The organism is Streptomyces sp. JJ38 (assembly GCF_019303475.1).
Lineage (GTDB): Bacteria > Actinomycetota > Actinomycetes > Streptomycetales > Streptomycetaceae > Streptomyces.
Genome location: NZ_JABLSI010000042.1, coordinates 37,165 through 51,692, shown reverse-complemented (window position 1 = coordinate 51,692; position 14,528 = coordinate 37,165). Strand labels below are relative to the sequence as shown.

The 14,528-nt window shown below is 70.9% G+C and carries 12 protein-coding genes and 1 pseudogene; 7 read left to right on the top strand and 6 right to left on the bottom strand.

Annotation, left to right across the window (positions count from 1 at the left end; all coding sequences use genetic code 11):
* Positions 1 to 26: 26 nt before the first annotated feature.
* On the bottom strand, positions 27 to 1,871 hold the full coding sequence (locus tag HPT28_RS21005; RefSeq protein ID WP_219092724.1) for a cell wall metabolism sensor histidine kinase WalK: 1,845 nt from the start codon (positions 1,869 to 1,871) through the stop codon (positions 27 to 29).
* Positions 1,858 to 2,661, bottom strand: coding sequence for a response regulator transcription factor (locus HPT28_RS21000; protein ID WP_219092723.1), 804 nt, complete (start codon positions 2,659 to 2,661; stop codon positions 1,858 to 1,860). The genes HPT28_RS21005 and HPT28_RS21000 overlap by 14 nt, the downstream gene beginning before the upstream one ends.
* 131 nt (positions 2,662 to 2,792) lie before the next feature.
* Here HPT28_RS21000 and HPT28_RS20995 point away from each other — a divergent pair, with 131 nt between their 5' ends.
* Complete coding sequence (locus HPT28_RS20995; protein ID WP_219092722.1) at positions 2,793 to 3,893, top strand: alpha/beta hydrolase; 1,101 nt, start codon at positions 2,793 to 2,795, stop codon at positions 3,891 to 3,893.
* A 42-nt stretch (positions 3,894 to 3,935) separates the two neighbouring features.
* Here the strand turns inward: HPT28_RS20995 and HPT28_RS20990 are convergent, their stop codons facing one another.
* Entirely contained in the window at positions 3,936 to 5,123 is a 1,188-nt protein-coding gene (locus HPT28_RS20990) for an LLM class flavin-dependent oxidoreductase (protein ID WP_308119413.1), read from the bottom strand.
* A gap of 67 nt (positions 5,124 to 5,190) precedes the next feature.
* Positions 5,191 to 5,370: pseudogene (locus tag HPT28_RS27155) on the bottom strand (LLM class flavin-dependent oxidoreductase); the annotation flags it as partial.
* Between the two features lie 924 nt (positions 5,371 to 6,294).
* On the opposite strand from HPT28_RS27155, the gene HPT28_RS20985 reads away from it, so the two are divergent.
* From HPT28_RS20985 to HPT28_RS20975, 3 genes are all read left to right on the top strand, one after another.
* Positions 6,295 to 6,501, top strand: coding sequence for a cold-shock protein (locus HPT28_RS20985; RefSeq protein ID WP_219092742.1), 207 nt, complete (start codon positions 6,295 to 6,297; stop codon positions 6,499 to 6,501).
* An 899-nt stretch (positions 6,502 to 7,400) separates the two neighbouring features.
* Entirely contained in the window at positions 7,401 to 8,732 is a 1,332-nt protein-coding gene (locus tag HPT28_RS20980) for an alpha/beta hydrolase (RefSeq protein WP_219092721.1), read from the top strand.
* Between the two features lie 449 nt (positions 8,733 to 9,181).
* Positions 9,182 to 10,195: a LysR family transcriptional regulator gene (locus tag HPT28_RS20975; RefSeq protein ID WP_219092720.1), complete on the top strand. Its 1,014-nt coding sequence runs from the start codon at positions 9,182 to 9,184 to the stop codon at positions 10,193 to 10,195.
* Here HPT28_RS20975 and HPT28_RS20970 read toward each other — a convergent pair.
* Entirely contained in the window at positions 10,137 to 11,075 is a 939-nt protein-coding gene (locus HPT28_RS20970; RefSeq protein WP_219092719.1) for a LysR family transcriptional regulator, read from the bottom strand. The two genes, HPT28_RS20975 and HPT28_RS20970, sit on opposite strands and share 59 nt — an antisense overlap.
* 528 nt (positions 11,076 to 11,603) lie before the next feature.
* On the opposite strand from HPT28_RS20970, the gene HPT28_RS20965 reads away from it, so the two are divergent.
* The 3 genes from HPT28_RS20965 (at position 11,604) to HPT28_RS20955 (ending at position 13,793) form a co-directional block, all read left to right on the top strand.
* Complete coding sequence (locus HPT28_RS20965; RefSeq protein WP_308119411.1) at positions 11,604 to 11,711, top strand: helicase; 108 nt, start codon at positions 11,604 to 11,606, stop codon at positions 11,709 to 11,711.
* 121 nt (positions 11,712 to 11,832) lie between these two features.
* Positions 11,833 to 13,218: a helix-turn-helix domain-containing protein gene (locus tag HPT28_RS20960; RefSeq protein ID WP_219092718.1), complete on the top strand. Its 1,386-nt coding sequence runs from the start codon at positions 11,833 to 11,835 to the stop codon at positions 13,216 to 13,218.
* The gene (locus tag HPT28_RS20955) at positions 13,218 to 13,793 is read left to right on the top strand and encodes a transcriptional regulator (protein ID WP_219092717.1); all 576 of its coding nucleotides are present in this window, start codon (positions 13,218 to 13,220) and stop codon (positions 13,791 to 13,793) included. Before HPT28_RS20960 ends, HPT28_RS20955 begins: the two co-directional genes overlap by 1 nt.
* Positions 13,794 to 14,043: 250 nt before the next feature.
* On the opposite strand, the gene HPT28_RS20950 is transcribed toward HPT28_RS20955, so the two are convergent.
* Positions 14,044 to 14,427 carry a hypothetical protein gene (locus HPT28_RS20950; RefSeq protein ID WP_257579028.1) on the bottom strand — a complete coding sequence of 128 codons (384 nt, stop codon included), beginning with the start codon at positions 14,425 to 14,427 and terminating at the stop codon, positions 14,044 to 14,046.
* Positions 14,428 to 14,528 lie beyond the last annotated feature (101 nt).

Genomic DNA, 14,528 nt, shown 5'->3' with positions numbered 1-14,528 from the left:
CCGGCGGGGCTGGTGCTGTTGCCCGGTTATGCCGGTTCCTGGTGCTTCCGTCTTCCGGGCAGGCGGAGCGTGAACACGGTGCCTTGCCCCGGTGTGCTGCTGACGTGTACGGAGCCGCCGTGCAGCTCGGTGAGGTCGCGCACGATGGCCAGGCCGAGCCCGCTGCCGCCGGACTGTCGGGAGCGGGACTTGTCCGCGCGCCAGAAGCGGTCGAAGACATGCGGCAGGTCGTCCTCGGCGATCCCGGAGCCGGTGTCGCGGACCTCGATGCGGACGCCTTGTCTCGCCCCGGTGGGCCCCTCCTCAGGGTCGGCGAGGCAGCCGCTCAGCGTGACCGTGCCGCCCGGGGGTGTGTGCCGGAGGGCGTTGGCCACGAGGTTGCCGATGACCTGGCGAAGCCGTACGGGGTCGGCGTCCAGCCACAGGTCCTCGGCGTCGACGGCGAGGGTGATCCGTCCGGCGTCCGCTCGGGCTTGGTGGCCGGTCACGACCTGCTCGAGGAGGGCACGCACGGGGGTCGGTTCGGTGTGCAAAGTCAGCCGGCCGCTGTCGAGGGCGGTGAGATCACGCAGATCGTCGATGACGTGCTGGAGGACGAGGGCTTCGTCGTGGAGGGAGGCGAGGTAGGTGGCGTCCACGGTCGCGATGCCGTCCTGAGCTGCTTCCAGCCAGCCGCGGATGTTGCTGAGCGGGGTGCGCAGCTCGTGGGCGATGTCGCTGATCATGGCCTTGCGCTGGCTTTCCAGCCGCGCACGATGTTCGGACAGTTCGTTGAAGGCTGTGGTGAGCTGGCCGATCTCGTCGTTGCCGCGGACCGGCACGGGCGGGTGGACGTCCGCGGCCTTCAGTTCCCGTGCCGCACGGGTCAGACTGTGCAGCGGCCGTACGACCGGGAAAGCCGCCAGGACCGCGGCGCCCAGCGCGAGGGCGAACACCAGGGCCGCCAGGAGGGTGACCTCGGCCGTGCTTCGGGAGGAGAGCCCGAAGGAGGTTCGGTCGGCTTCACCGGCCGACCCCAGGAACAGTCTGGCAGGCGGGGCGACGTGGGATGTGAGCTGCTCGCGGCGGCTGTCGGCGACGCAGGAGGCAATGGTGTCGTCGCTGACCGCTGTCGAGCCGCCCGTCGCCCCGGACCAGGAGAAGTCGACGTTAACCCGAATGCCCGAGATGCCCGTTCCTTTCAGGCACTGGGCCACGAGGGCGTTGAGCTGGTCGAGGGCCTTTCGCTCGGTTTCTGTCGTGGTCCGCTCCAGGATCCGTTCGCACTGGGGGGCGGCAGCGGGGGTTTCGGAGCGGCCCAGGTGGCGGATGGTGGGGCGTCCGCTGGGGGCGGTGTCGATGGCGGCCCTGATGCCGTTCGCCTCCAGGCACGCCGTTTCCTGTTCGGCGTAGCGGTGAAGGCGGCTGCGTTCGGCCACCGTAAGTCGGTAGGGCCCCACCGCGCGTGGGTCGATCCGGCCGCCGGTGCCCTGGACGTCGGGCGAGGCCGCGCCGACGGAGAGCGGGTCCAGCACGGTCGCGGGACGTGCGGAAGACGGTGGGCGGTGTGGGGCGGAGTCGGCGAGGGTCTGGTGGTCCAGGGAGGTCAGGACGATGTGCCGACCGGTCTCCTCGGACAGACGGCGCACCCTTGGTGCTACCGCGCGCCAGGTCGGGTGGGTGGCGGCGTACCCCAGGAGCTGGTCCCGGATCCGGGCGTCGTCGGCGGCGGCCTGTCCCTGTTCCCGCTCGATCGCCCCGGTCGCGGTCCGCGCGGTGAGCCAGGCCGTTGCCGCGACACTGCACGCCCCGACCAGCGCGGAGACCAGGAACAGGCGAAACAGCAGCCGCTTGCGCAGCGGGAGCCTGCCGGAGGGGTCAGGGCCCGGCATGTGTGGCTCCCGGATCGGACGGGCCACCGGTCGTGTCCTTCTGCTGTGCCGCGAAAAGGCCCGGCGCGGCCTCGCCGGGCCGTTCCTCCCCGGCGGCCGGAACGAGTTTGTAGCCGACTCCGAAGACGGTGACCAGCCGCCGGGGGTTGCGGGGATCCTCCTCGGTCTTCCTGCGCAGATTCATGATGTGTGTGTCCACGGCGCGGGACGTTGTGTAGTGGCCGAATCCGTGCAGCTCCTCCAGGAGACGGTCCCGGGTGAAGACCTGCCCCGGCCGGGCGGCCATCGCTGCTAGCAGCCGGAATTCGCCGGGCGTGCACTCGACACGGCGGCCGTTCACGACGACCTCGTGCCGCTCGGGGCTGATCCGCAACGTGCCCACCTGGAGATCCCCGCCGCCGCCCGTCGGCCGTGGTCCGCCCCGGGCCGCCCGGCGCAACAGCGTGCGGACACGGGCCACGAGCTCCCGCGGGCTGTAGGGCTTGCTGATGTAGTCGTCCGCTCCCAGGTCCAGGCCAAGCAGCAGATCGTCCTCGGCGGATCGGGCTGTCAGCAACAGGACTGGCAGATCACGGCCCTCGGCACGAAGGATCCTCAGCACGTCGAGCCCGTCGGTCCGCGGCATCATCCAGTCGAGGACGGCGAGGTCGGGCTCCCGCCGGCGTACCAGCTCCAGCGCGGCGCGGCCGTCGTGGACGGCCCGAACCGTGTGCCCCTCTCGCTCCAGGTAGCGGGTCACCAGCTCGGCCTGCTTGTGATCGTCCTCGGCGACCAGGATGTGCGCGCACATGGAGGCGATCGTAAGTCACGGCACACGGGCCACCTGTCCGTTGTGCCTCGGCGTGCGGCTCACCGCCGTGCCCCACAGGAAACCGGCAGGAGCCTGACCATTCCCTGACACGTGGTCTGTACGAAGAAGCCATGACTTCTGCTCCTCGTCCCCGGCACCCCCGCCGCGTGCGGCGTGCCGTCACCGCGGCCGTGCTGCTCGGCCTCGCCTGCCCGCTCACCCTGACCGGCGGTGTGGTCACCGCTGCCGCGCAGTCCGCTGCCCGGCCATGGACAGGGCCGCCCGTCGACTCCGTCGTGCGGGAGGAGGGAGCCGTGGGGAAGAAGGTCCCCGTCGCCGCGTGCGTACCGGAGCGGCTCCACAGCAAGGCCATCAGCTTCACGGCCAGCGACGGTGTCCGGCTCTCCGGCCTCGTCCTGGGCAGCGGGCCGCGGGGGGTGGTCCTCTCGCACGAGAACGGCAACAACATCTGCAGCTGGCTGGGCTTCGCCGAGGAGCTTGCCGCCGCCAACTACCAGGTCCTCGTCTACGACCAGCGCAACGCGCTCCTCGGGGCCTCCGAGCAGGCTGACGACTTCCGCTTCGACCTGGACGTCGAGGCCGCCGTCCAGGAACTCCGGGACCGGGGCGTGACACACGTGCTCGCGGGCGGAGCCTCCATGGGCGGCACCGCCACGGCGACAGTCGCCCCGAAGATCCACGACCTCGTCGGACTCCTCATCCTGTCCTCACCCAGCACCCTCCCCCCGGACATGACCCCCCTGCCGGGCCTTGCGAAGGTGACGGTGCCCTCCTTCTTCGCCGCCGCCACGGGCGACATGACCTTCGTCGACGAGGTGCGGGCCCTGTACGAGGCGTCCGGAGCCAAGAACAAGCAGATCCACATCCTCGACGGCGGAGCCCACGGTGTCCTCATGATGGCGGACGGCGAGCAAGGCGCGCGTCTGCACGACCGGGCCCTGGCCTTCGTCGAGGACGCCTTCCGTCAGGCCGACGTGCCCCTGCCTCCGGCACCACCAGCCGACACGACATCTTCGTCCGCCCCGACACGATCACCGGTGCCGCCGGCCGAGGAGGCATCGCGGGCGCCGCAGGCGACGGGCCACCGCAGCGAAGAACCCGACATCTCGCTCTCCGCCGGCATCGGTGTGGCCTGCGTGCTCCTCGCGGCGGCGATCGCCGGCGCCGCCCTGGCCAGGCGACACCAACGACGTTCCCGGCCCCAGCCCTGAGTAGGGTGCGCGCCGTACCGCGCACTCCGCGCGCGGTACGGCTCAGACGACGACGCTGTGCTCGGCAATAGGGCCCAGGAGCTGTTCCTCCTCATAGCTCAGGTGCGACAGCAGGCACTCGCCGAGCCGGTCCAGCACCCTGCGTACCTCCTCCAGCCGCGAGGGGTCGTCCACCATCGCGACCAGGGCCAGGTCCAGGCGGACGATCAGCCCCGCGATCAGGTCGTGCTCCTTCTCCAGACGGTCCAGTACGGGCGCCAGGTCCGGTTCTGCCTCACGCAGCCTGGGGAACATCACCTCGTCCTCCAGGAGGTGGTGGTTGGTGACGAGCCGACAGTACGTTGCGCAGAACGCGCCCAGTGACCAGTAGTTCTGGCGCAACGTCATGGTGTTGAGCAGCGAACGGGCGGCTGCCGGCTCATCCCTGCCGGCCAGCACGTCCGTGACGACCCGCTGCAGCTCATCGAGCTCGGCACGCAGGTGATCGTGCACGGTGACGAGCGTGGCAGCGGCCCGTCGGCCCGCTGTCGACGGTTCCTGCCGAGCCGGCCGCCCCTTAGCCCTCGGCCGCCCGGCGGGGTCAACCGGACGGTCCGCTGGATCCGCCCACACCGCCTGCGCGGGCGCCTCGCCGCGTTCCTCCGCGACCGCGGCCCGTACGGCCGGCACGGTCTCGCCGGCGAAACGCATCAGCGCGCCCGAGTCGCCGGGCGCGACGTTCATGAGGAATCCGCTGACACCGTGTTCGCGTGTGAGCTCCGCCAGATCCGCGGCGGTGAAGCCGGTGTCGACGATGTAGACACGCCGAACCGCCGAGGGGGAGCGCCCCGCGGCGGTGGCGGCCTCGTCGATCGTCCGCATCAGCGTGCCCAGGCCGGACGGCGGAACGTAGGCGGCGCTTCCCAGCCAGCCGTCGGCGAGCCGCCCCGTCAGACGAAGCGCCCTGGCCCCGTAGACCCCCAGCCAGATTCCGACGGGATGCGCCGGCACCGGCCCCGGCCTGGCGCCCTCCAGCCGGTAGTGCTTGCCCTGGATGTGGACCCTCTCGCCCGGGGACCACAGGGCCCGCAGCACCGACATCGCCTCGCGCAGAGAGGTGACGGCCTCGCCTGGTGTGCGGCGGGGGCCGTCCATGGCCACGATGGCGTCCCAGAACGCCCCGGCGCCGAGCCCGAGCTCGACGCGCCCGCCGCTGAGGATGTCCAGCGTGGCGACGCTGCGGGCGAGCACTGCCGGGGGGGCGCAGCGGAAGGTTCGCCACGGCCGGGACCAGCCTGATGGACCGGGTCAGCGCGGACACGTGGGACAACAGCGTCCAGGTGTCCAGAAACGACGGCTGGTACGGGTGGTCCTGTACCGCGAACAGGTCCAGACCCGCCTGGTCGGCATCCTGCGCCAGCCGCAGCACGTCACGGTGCCGGGCTGCCTCCGGCGGCACGAAGACACCGAACTGCAGACCGCGGCCGAGGTCAGGCATGGACGTCCCTTCACCGTGGAACCAGCTGTGAGGCAAGTCTGCGCACCTCGCCCGGCAGCCGCACGTCGACACAGGCTGAGGCCGCGGCCGGACAGCCCCGTACCAGTCGGCATCCGGTTTCCCAACGTCCGTAGGCCACGACAGGGCTGTCGAGCACTCAACCTGTGGCCACCGACACCACGCAGCGGCGGATTGGGCGATCGGACCGCCAGGTACGGACGGCTTCGCTTCGGGGCCGCCCAGGAACCAGCGGGCGTTCCGCCGTTCGTCTGCGGCCCGATCTCCCGGGAGGACGTCCCTGGCGTGGTCGAGGACGGCCCGGGTCCCGGTCGGCGTAACGCCCCCGTCGGGAACCGGGGCGCTCGCACCCGCGCGGCGGCAAGCCCACGGGGAGAAGGCAGACCGCCGTCCCGGCGCTACGGGCGCGGGGCGAAGGCAGCCGTACACGCCGGTCCCAGGGTGGCTTCCGCAGAGCGCTCCGACAGGGACATGGCCCTGGTTCCCGGGGAACGCTCCGGTTGCCTGCCCAGACGGGGCGGTGTGTACTCGGGGCGGTTGCTCCACTGTGCGGGTACGCCCGGGACTTGGTCCCGCCCGCCTCGCTTCGATCGGTCCGCTGCGGCCCTTGCGGCTCCACGACAGACGCGACCGGGCGGCACGCACGGCACGGCACGACTGCGACGCATCTCCCCCCACAGGCGATCGCACCTCCATCTGACTCACCTCACCGGAAGGCAGAAGCGAGCCATGACTCCGTCGTCCAGAACGTCACGTAGGTTGAGCCGCCACCGCACGGGGGCTGCGGCCATCGTTCTCACCCTCTTCGCCACCACCCTCACCGCGGGTACCGCACACGCGACCACCACGCTCGCCGGTGATCGTTCCGCTTCGGCACCGCCGACGCGGAACGAACAGCGTGCCCTCATCAACTTCGGCACCGTCAAGTGGTTCAACGACGTGAAGGGGTACGGATTCATCACCCCCGACGACGGCACCCAGGACGTCTTCGTCCACCACTCCAACATCATCGGCCCGGGTTACCGGACTCTGGACGAAGGACAGCGGGTCGAGTACCAGGTACGGCAGGGTCCCAAAGGCCCGGAGGCCATCAACGTCCTGCCCCTTCCCTGACCCCATCTCCTCAGGGGCCTGGAGTATCTCCGGCGTCACAGCGGCAGGCCGTCAGCAGCCTCCTCAGCCCGCACCGCCCACCGGCCCGGTCGCCGAGTACGGCCTCAGCACCGGCTGCCCGTGCATCAGGAGACGGCCGGGGCCACCCACAGTGCCCTCTCGGCCAGTGGGCCACTGTTGCCCGGAGTGGCCCGAGATGCCCTGGCCGCCGGGATCACCCCAGGTACCCGAGGCGCGCGCCAGGCTGACCGGCAGTGCCGGGACCACCGGGAAGCACCCGGCCGGTACCCGGCACCGTCGCCAGCCTCCGCGGCAGGCGCAGCGGTGCCGCCGCGGCCCCTCGCACGCGGTCCGCCCGCCATGCCGCCGGAGCCGCCGACGCCGCCGGTCTTGCCGTTCTCCCCGCCTCGCCCCGCTCCCCCGCCGGGCCCCGGAGTCTCCAGCTCCCCCGTTCCGGCCGGACCGCGCGATGACGCGGACGGGGTATCCCCGCCCGTCTTCGCCAACACGATGACGGGCCGTTGGGAAGGTGCCGGCACCTCCTTCGGCCGCGTGCGCCGGTTCCGCAGTCCCGGCCGCTGGCGAAGACCTCCCGGGTGACGTGCCGTCCCCGTCTGATCCACCGCCGGCGCCGGGGAACGGATCGACGTTCATGATCAGCACGGGTCCCAGGTCCGCGGAGTCACAGCGAATCTCAGGGCGGCCGCGTCCCCGCAGCGCGGTGAGGGAGCCGGCGAGCAGCACGCCAGAGCTGACGCCCCGGCGACCGCTTCCTGACAGGACGCTGACACGTACTGGCCACAATGGCGAGCCTCAGCCGTCCGGGACGGCATGGCCACCGCACGTCGGCCCGCCCGCGACGACCGGAGACGACTCGAAAGGCAGGACACCGTATGCCGGTGAAGCACCGCATCCAGCTCTCCTCCGCAAGGCCCGGCCGCCGAGCCCGCATGGCCGGGGCCGTCGCCGGGGCGGCGGCGGTCGCGGCGGCCGTGATCGTACCCGCGGCCGCGACGGCCGGCGAGCTCACTCCCGGTCCGCGGTCCGTCATGAAGGAGGGGCGTTGGGGAATGGGGAAGGTGGGCGTGGTCCACTACGACCTGGGCGACCAGGTGTTCACACCGCCCGCTCCCTACAAGGGCCGCAGCGAACTCGCCGCTGTCGTCCACTACCCCAAGGATCTCGCGCGCGGCAGGCATCCGCTGATCGTGATGCAGCACGGCTATTGGCACACCTGCGCGGACGGCCAGGCGCAGGCCGCGCTGGAGGCCGCCCGGAAGGCGCTCACCGAAGCCCAGAAGAACGGCGACCAGGCGGAGGTGGCCCGCCAGGATAAGCTCGTCTCGAAGGCGAGCGCCTCCCGGAGTTCCTGGCCCTGCCGGGACGGCGTCGCGCCCCTGCCCAGCAGCTCCGGCTACGACTACCTGGCCAAGGCCCTCGCCCGGCAGGGTTTCGTCGTCGTGTCCATGGGGGCCAACGGGATCAACGCGACCAGCTTCGGTCAGGCAGACTCGGTGTATCAGGCCCGCGCCGCGCTGATCAACAAGCACCTGGAGATGTGGCGCCAACTCAACCTGGGCAAAGGCCCGCTGAAAGGCAAACTGACAGACCCCCGGACGGGCAAGGCGAGCCGTGTGCAGTTCACAGGCCGCGTGAACCTCGCCCGGGTCGGAACCCTCGGCCACTCCATGGGCGGCGGCGGAGTGATGCAGCACGCCTCCGACAACGGGCACGCGGCCTGGCCCGAAGACGTCGACGTGAAAGCCGCACTCGGCCTCGCCCCCACCGGCCTGTGGGACAAGGAACCCGTCACCAAGATCCCGCTCGCCGTGCTGTGGGGCACCTGCGACCAGGTCAACACCGGCGAGTACGTCAACTGGAACAAGGGCAACAACCGGGCACCCCTGCACGGCGTCACCCTGACCGGCGGCAACCACAACTACGTCAACACCCAGTGGTCCCCGAGCAGCGGCCAGGTCGGCGCGGTAGACGACGCCGTCCCCGCCAGGAGCCCGGGACACTGCGTCTCCCAGGACGGCAAGGAACAGGAACACCGCGCACTCGACGAAGCCACCCAACGCCGCATCACCACCGCCTACACGACCGCCTTCTTCCGCCGCTACCTCCTCAACGACACCTCCGCCGACCCCCTGCTCACCGGCACCAAACACCTGCCGTACGCGCGGGAGACGGTCAACGTGGACTACGTCCCACCGCACCGGGCCGAATGACCACGACGGGCCGCGGGCTGCGCGTCAGCCCGCGGCCCTCCTCCCGGCCCTGCACGGCTTCCTGTTCCGAGCGGCGAGCCCTCCTGTCGGGGATCGCTCTCGCCGGAAGGGTCCCGGCTGAGCGGCGGAGAACCCGGGCAGCAAGGCAAGGAGCCAGCGGACTCTCCGCCGACCGGACAACAGGCCCCCGGTGGTTCCGGCCAGCCACAACCGCTGCGCCCAACTGCTCGCCCGGCTCCCCCCGGAGCGGGCCAGCGGCCCGTGCCACCGTGGCATCGTGCGGCCTCAGCCGCAGGCTCACGTCACCACAGCCTTGTGGCCCGCAGGTCTGACCGCAGCCGTACAGGCGTACCGTCACGCGGGCCGACCACGACACAGGGGAATACACGGGTAAACGCCCCACGACGAGCCCTGTCTCCCACACCGGCCGGTGCCTAGACTCAGCCGGCATGCCCCTGGAACTGCGTCACTGCCGACTGCTGGTCACCCTGGCCGAAGCCGAGAGCCTGCGCCGTGCCGCCACACGACTTCGCCTGTCTCCGGCCGCCGTGGCCGGGCAGCTCGAGCGAGTCGAACGCGCTCTGGGAGGTGAGCTGTTCATCCGCCGCGGAGACACCCTCACCCCGACTCCGCTCGGACATCACGCCCTGGGAGAAGCCCGCGACGTTCTCACGGCCTTCGAACGCCTGCTGAACGGCGTCGACCGTGCCCACCGTGAGTACAGCGGTGGGTCTTCACCCCTGCGCGTCGGCGGCGGCTACGCCTCCAACTGCCATCACGTCATACGCGCTGTCCGCGAGGCCGTACCGGGACACACGGTCGCCGGCAGCGAGTACGGCTCGATGCGCGAACTCCTGGCCCTGGTGGGCGCGGGCGAGCTCGCCATGGCCGAGGTGTACGAGTTCTCAGGTGCCCCGCTGCTCCTGCCCCCGGGGCTGCGGTCGGCGGTAGCGGTCCGGCAGGCCATCTTCGTGGCGATGTCACAACGGCACCCGCTGGCCGAGCGCACGGTCGTAGCGCTCGCCGACCTGGCCTCGGAAGACTGGGTCCTGCCCGTGGCAGACGACTCCGGGCTCCGGACCAGCTTCCTCGTCCAGTGCGAGACGGCGGGCTTCACGCCACGGTGCCCCCACCACTCCAGCGCCGTCCCCGGCTATGCGCTCGCCGCCGCCGGCCAGGCCGTGTGCGGCCGGTATCCGCCCGACGTGCCGCGGTACCCGGGGCTGGTGATCCGTCCGATGGCCGGAAACCCACTGTGGCGCAAGACCCACCTTGTGTGGGCCCACAACTCCCCCTTGGCAGACGTCGCGGAGGACATCGTCAGCCGGGTGCGGGAACTGAGTCTGGCGGAGGTGCGCTCTGACCCGCAAGGCGCGGCCTGGCTTGCCACCGGAGGTGACGCGTTCATGCGCGACGAGCGGCCGGCGCAGCCCCCGGCAGGTCACGGGCAACCGCCTGCATGAAAGCCTCGGCCAGCACCGCCACAGGCGAGTCCAGCCGCCAGGCCGCCGTCAGATGCCGGACCAGGACGAGACCCGACGGCGGACGGAGGGCCACCCCAGCGCGGGGCGGAGCGCTCGCGGGAACGAACCCGACGCAACGCCCCACCTCCACCAGGTCGAGCAGGGCCTGGTCGTCCCACACATGGTGCCGGATCCGCGGCGTGAAGCCCGCACCTGCGCAGCCCGCGAGAGTCGGCGAGGACAGACCACCAGCCCCCGGCACCTGGACTACGGCCCAGTCCTCGTCGGCGAGCGCGGCAAGCGGCACCGTCTCACCCCGCGCCAGCTCACAGCTCGAGGGGAGGGCCAGATGCAAGGGCTCCTCGGACAGACACACGCGCCGTATGCCACCACGCCCAGCGAAACCCCCTTCACACTCCGTCCAGTCGACGTAAGCCACGAGGTCGGCATTCCCCCGCCGCAGCAGCGCCTCAAGCACCGGCCGCTCCCGCACGTGACTGCTGGTGACGGGAGCCAGACCCACCGACTCCGCCGCTCGCAGGAGAACGGGCCAATGCGGAACTACACACAGGCTGACAACACGCACAGCGCCGCCCGCCGCGCTCGCCCGAGCCCGTTCACGGGTCGACCGCACCAGCCGCTCCATGCCACCCAGAACCGCCCAGCTGTCACAGATGACACTCCGGCCCAGCGCGGTCGGCACCACGCCTTCCCGGGACCGCACGAACAGAGGTCCGCCCAGTGCGGCCTCGACCCTGCGGAGCTGCGAGGTCACCGTGGGCTGGGCAACGCCAAGTACCGCGGCGGCCTTGCGGATGCTGCCCGCCTCCGCGATCGTCACGAGGACTTGCAGGTGACGCAACTCGAGCCGGAGAGCCATCGTGGTCGGGATCCTCGGACTTCTGACCTTCCCGCAAGGAGAACCAGGGGAAGTTAGGAATGGTTTCCATTTCTAGAAAACGTCTCAGCGTCTCCTGCTGTCAAGGGGTTCGGCAGCCGTGGCAGAGTCCAGGTGTGCGGCCAGCCGAGTCCAGGCTGATGGCCAGTGGAAATCCCGGTGCATGGCCACCTGATCTGCGGCGCTCATGATCGCTTCCTCATACGACAAAGACCCCCTGTCTGGTTTGCTGGTGTTTGCGAAGCAGCCAGCTACCGGCCGCAGAGGTCCTGTGACGAAGCCCGACAGAGAGATCATGGAGATTGTTGAGGCGTACGACCCGGCCGAGACGGCTTGGTCGGCGGCCGGCTTGACGGGGCACGACCCGAAGACGGTCAAGCGGTGGTCGAGGCCCGTGCCAGCGGGCTGACAGGCAGCACCTCGCCCGTGAGGGAACCTGAAGGTCCCACGCGGGCACGAGGAAGTCCTCCATCCGGCCGGAGGCGACGGCGCTCCCCACGCCCAGACGGCGTGCCGGTCACGACGCGGCTGGGGATGTTTCTGAGCAGCACCAAGACCCGCCGGGCCAAGCTCACCCCCACCCGTCGCGAGACCCTCGCCGAGCTCGGCCTCTCCTGAGCCACCCTGCTCTTGCCCCCACCAGCCCGCGGGTTGGTGAGACGCAAGTCGTCCACAACTTGTCCATTTGAACGAGCGTTTACTGACGAATGCAAGGCCAATACTCGGTTATTCTGGCGTCATGACCCGTGAGCTCGAAGGAGACGGAGTAGCCGCGCTACTGGCGGAGGCCAAGCTGGCGGCAGCGTTTGACGACCCGGCGGAGCGGGTGCGGTTGCGGAAGGCGGCGGGGCTGTCGCTGGAGCAGGTGGCGCGGGCTGTGGGGGTTGGGCGGCAGACGGTGGCGAACTGGGAGGCCGGCGGGATGCCCTCTTCGCCGTCGCGGGGGAAGTACCTGCGGCTGCTGGAAGGGCTCGCGCAGATTCACCCGGTCCCGGCCCCGACTCAGGAGGCGCACACCGCCGTGGAGCCGCAGGCCGCCCCCGGCGCCCGGCAGGCAGCGCCAGTGGAGAGTGCGGCGGCGCGGCAGGCGCGGGCCGGGCATGCCCGGCAGCAGGCGCGGCGCCGGTCCAGTTCGGCCGATGAGGTGCAGGCCGAGCTGCGGGGTGTGATCGCGCAGGCCGTGGAGCGGGAGTTGGCGAGGGCCGGGGGTGATGCGGATGCGGCGGCCGGGGCGCTGGTGAAGCGGGCGATCCCCGATGTGATGAGCTTGTTCGCGCGGACGCGGGTGCAGGCGCGGTATGAGTACACGGCCTATCCGGCGTTGCCGGACATCCTGCGTAAGCCCTCGAAGACGGATCCGGATCTGGTGTGGGAGGCCCGTCCGTCCTGGCGGCACCCGGGCTACCGCCGTCACCCTGACGGTGACGTCGCTGTGACGGCGCTGGATGTGAATGCGGCGTATTTGTCGGCGTTGAAGACGTGGCTGCCGATCGGGAAACTCGAGCACACCGTGGGCGGGGAGCATGACCGCAAGCGGGCCGGGGTGCACCTGATCACCCCACCCGCCTGGGAGCACCCGTATCTGCCGTCCCCCATGGGGGACCGGGAGGAGGCGGGGCCGGTGTGGGTGAGTGAGCCGACGCTGCGGCTGCTGCTGCGGCTTGCCGGGCCCAAGCACCGGCTGGTGGAGGCGCCGGTCATCCACGAGTCCTGGACCAGCACGGGAACCGAGGTCTTCCTCGACAGCCTGCGCCAGCTCCTGGCCGCCGCCCGCGCGGACGCGCTGGAGGAGGGGGACGACGTCACCGCCGCCTATGTGAAGGCGATGTACTCCAAGTTCGTCTCGACCCTGGGTGAGTCCTCCCACAACCGGGAGATCGCCCGGCCGGACTGGATGCACCTGATCCGCTCGCAGGCCTTCGCCAACCTGTGGGGCCGCGCGTTCAAGGCGCACCAGGCCGGGCTGACGGTGATGTGTGCGCTGGGTACCGACGAGTTGCACGTGGCCGGTAACTGGCGGCAGACCTGGGCCGAGGGGCGGGGGCTGGCGGAGATGAAGGTGAAGACCGACCGTGACGGGGCCCCGGTCACCTACCGGGCCGCTGCTGTTGGTGGGGGCCGCTGATGGCCGGGCGGTGGATGGACTTCGGCCACTACAACGCACACGGCATCCCCGGCGCCGACGCCCTGGGCGCCGGGATCGAGCGGATGGTCACCGGCATCTCCTCCCCCGCCGACAGCGAACGCGGTATCGCCGCGCGTCTGCGCTACCTCACCGCCTCGGCAGCCGGATACGCCGCCATAGAGCGCGCCGGGATCTCGGTGACCCCGCGCACGCTCATGGCCTGGCTGGCCGAGGAACGCCTGCCCAACCGCGCCAACCAGCAGCGCCTGGACGCCGCCTACTGGGACCTGCGCCGCCACAACGTGGCCGCCGACCTCAAACGCCGCCTCACCTCACGGGGAGGCACCCGTATCGAGATCGACCCCGTCGACCAGACCCGCGTCGACCCCAAACACCGCCGCGACCTGTCAGTCCGCCGCCTGACCGTCCGCCCCCGCCACTGGGACACAGCCGTCGACGCCTGGCTCGCTGATGACGCCGAGACGCTGGACACCGTGTGGGACGAGGTCATCACCGAGCTCGGCAGCGACTACGACTCCTACGCCTACGTCTCCTCCATCGGCTGGAACGCCTGAAGGGTCCCAGGACTGTGGCACCGGCGAGTTCCTGATGAGGCGAGGCAAGATAGTTGTCCGCAGCGCGCCTCGGGCGGCAGGTGCGCTGCGGAATCGGGGATGATCGTGACATGACAGGCCATAACCCGGAGATTGCTGCGGCGCGCGGGGTGGTGGCAGCCTGACCTCCGCCTCTGCCCCGTCCTCGGGGACGGGCGACCGGCACGGTCAGCCGGGGACGAGCCCCGCCGACCGCGCCGATCCCCAGGCGTCAGCCGGAGTAGCTCACCCAGCCTTTGATCGCCGTGGTGTTCGGCGGGCAGTAGACCTGGACGTTCCTGAAGGAGGAGTGGGGCCCCGACGTACGGGTGCTGCCGTCGGAGCAGCTGATGTGCGCCGACCACGTGGTGCCGCCCCACACGGAGCAGGAGACCTCGTAGTACCACTGGTATCCGTCGTCGTTGAGGCTCGGCGTACCGCAGTGGATGCCCAGGGCTCCGGCGGGGGAGAGCCCTGGCGGGATGTCAGCAGTGGCGCCCACCCGGGCCGTGATGGCGGAGGAGGGGGAGTCGGTCAGCGCCTGGGCCGGACCCGCTGCGACGACGGCTGCGGCGGCGGCTGCGGCGAGACAGCCTGCGAGCTTCAATCCGTGCATAGCGATCACCTCGGTTCTCGAAGGGACACTCGGCATTCCGGAGTGCTGCTGGGTGCGATAGGTGACACTATCCACACAGAGGGATTTCCTGGCGACAAGTG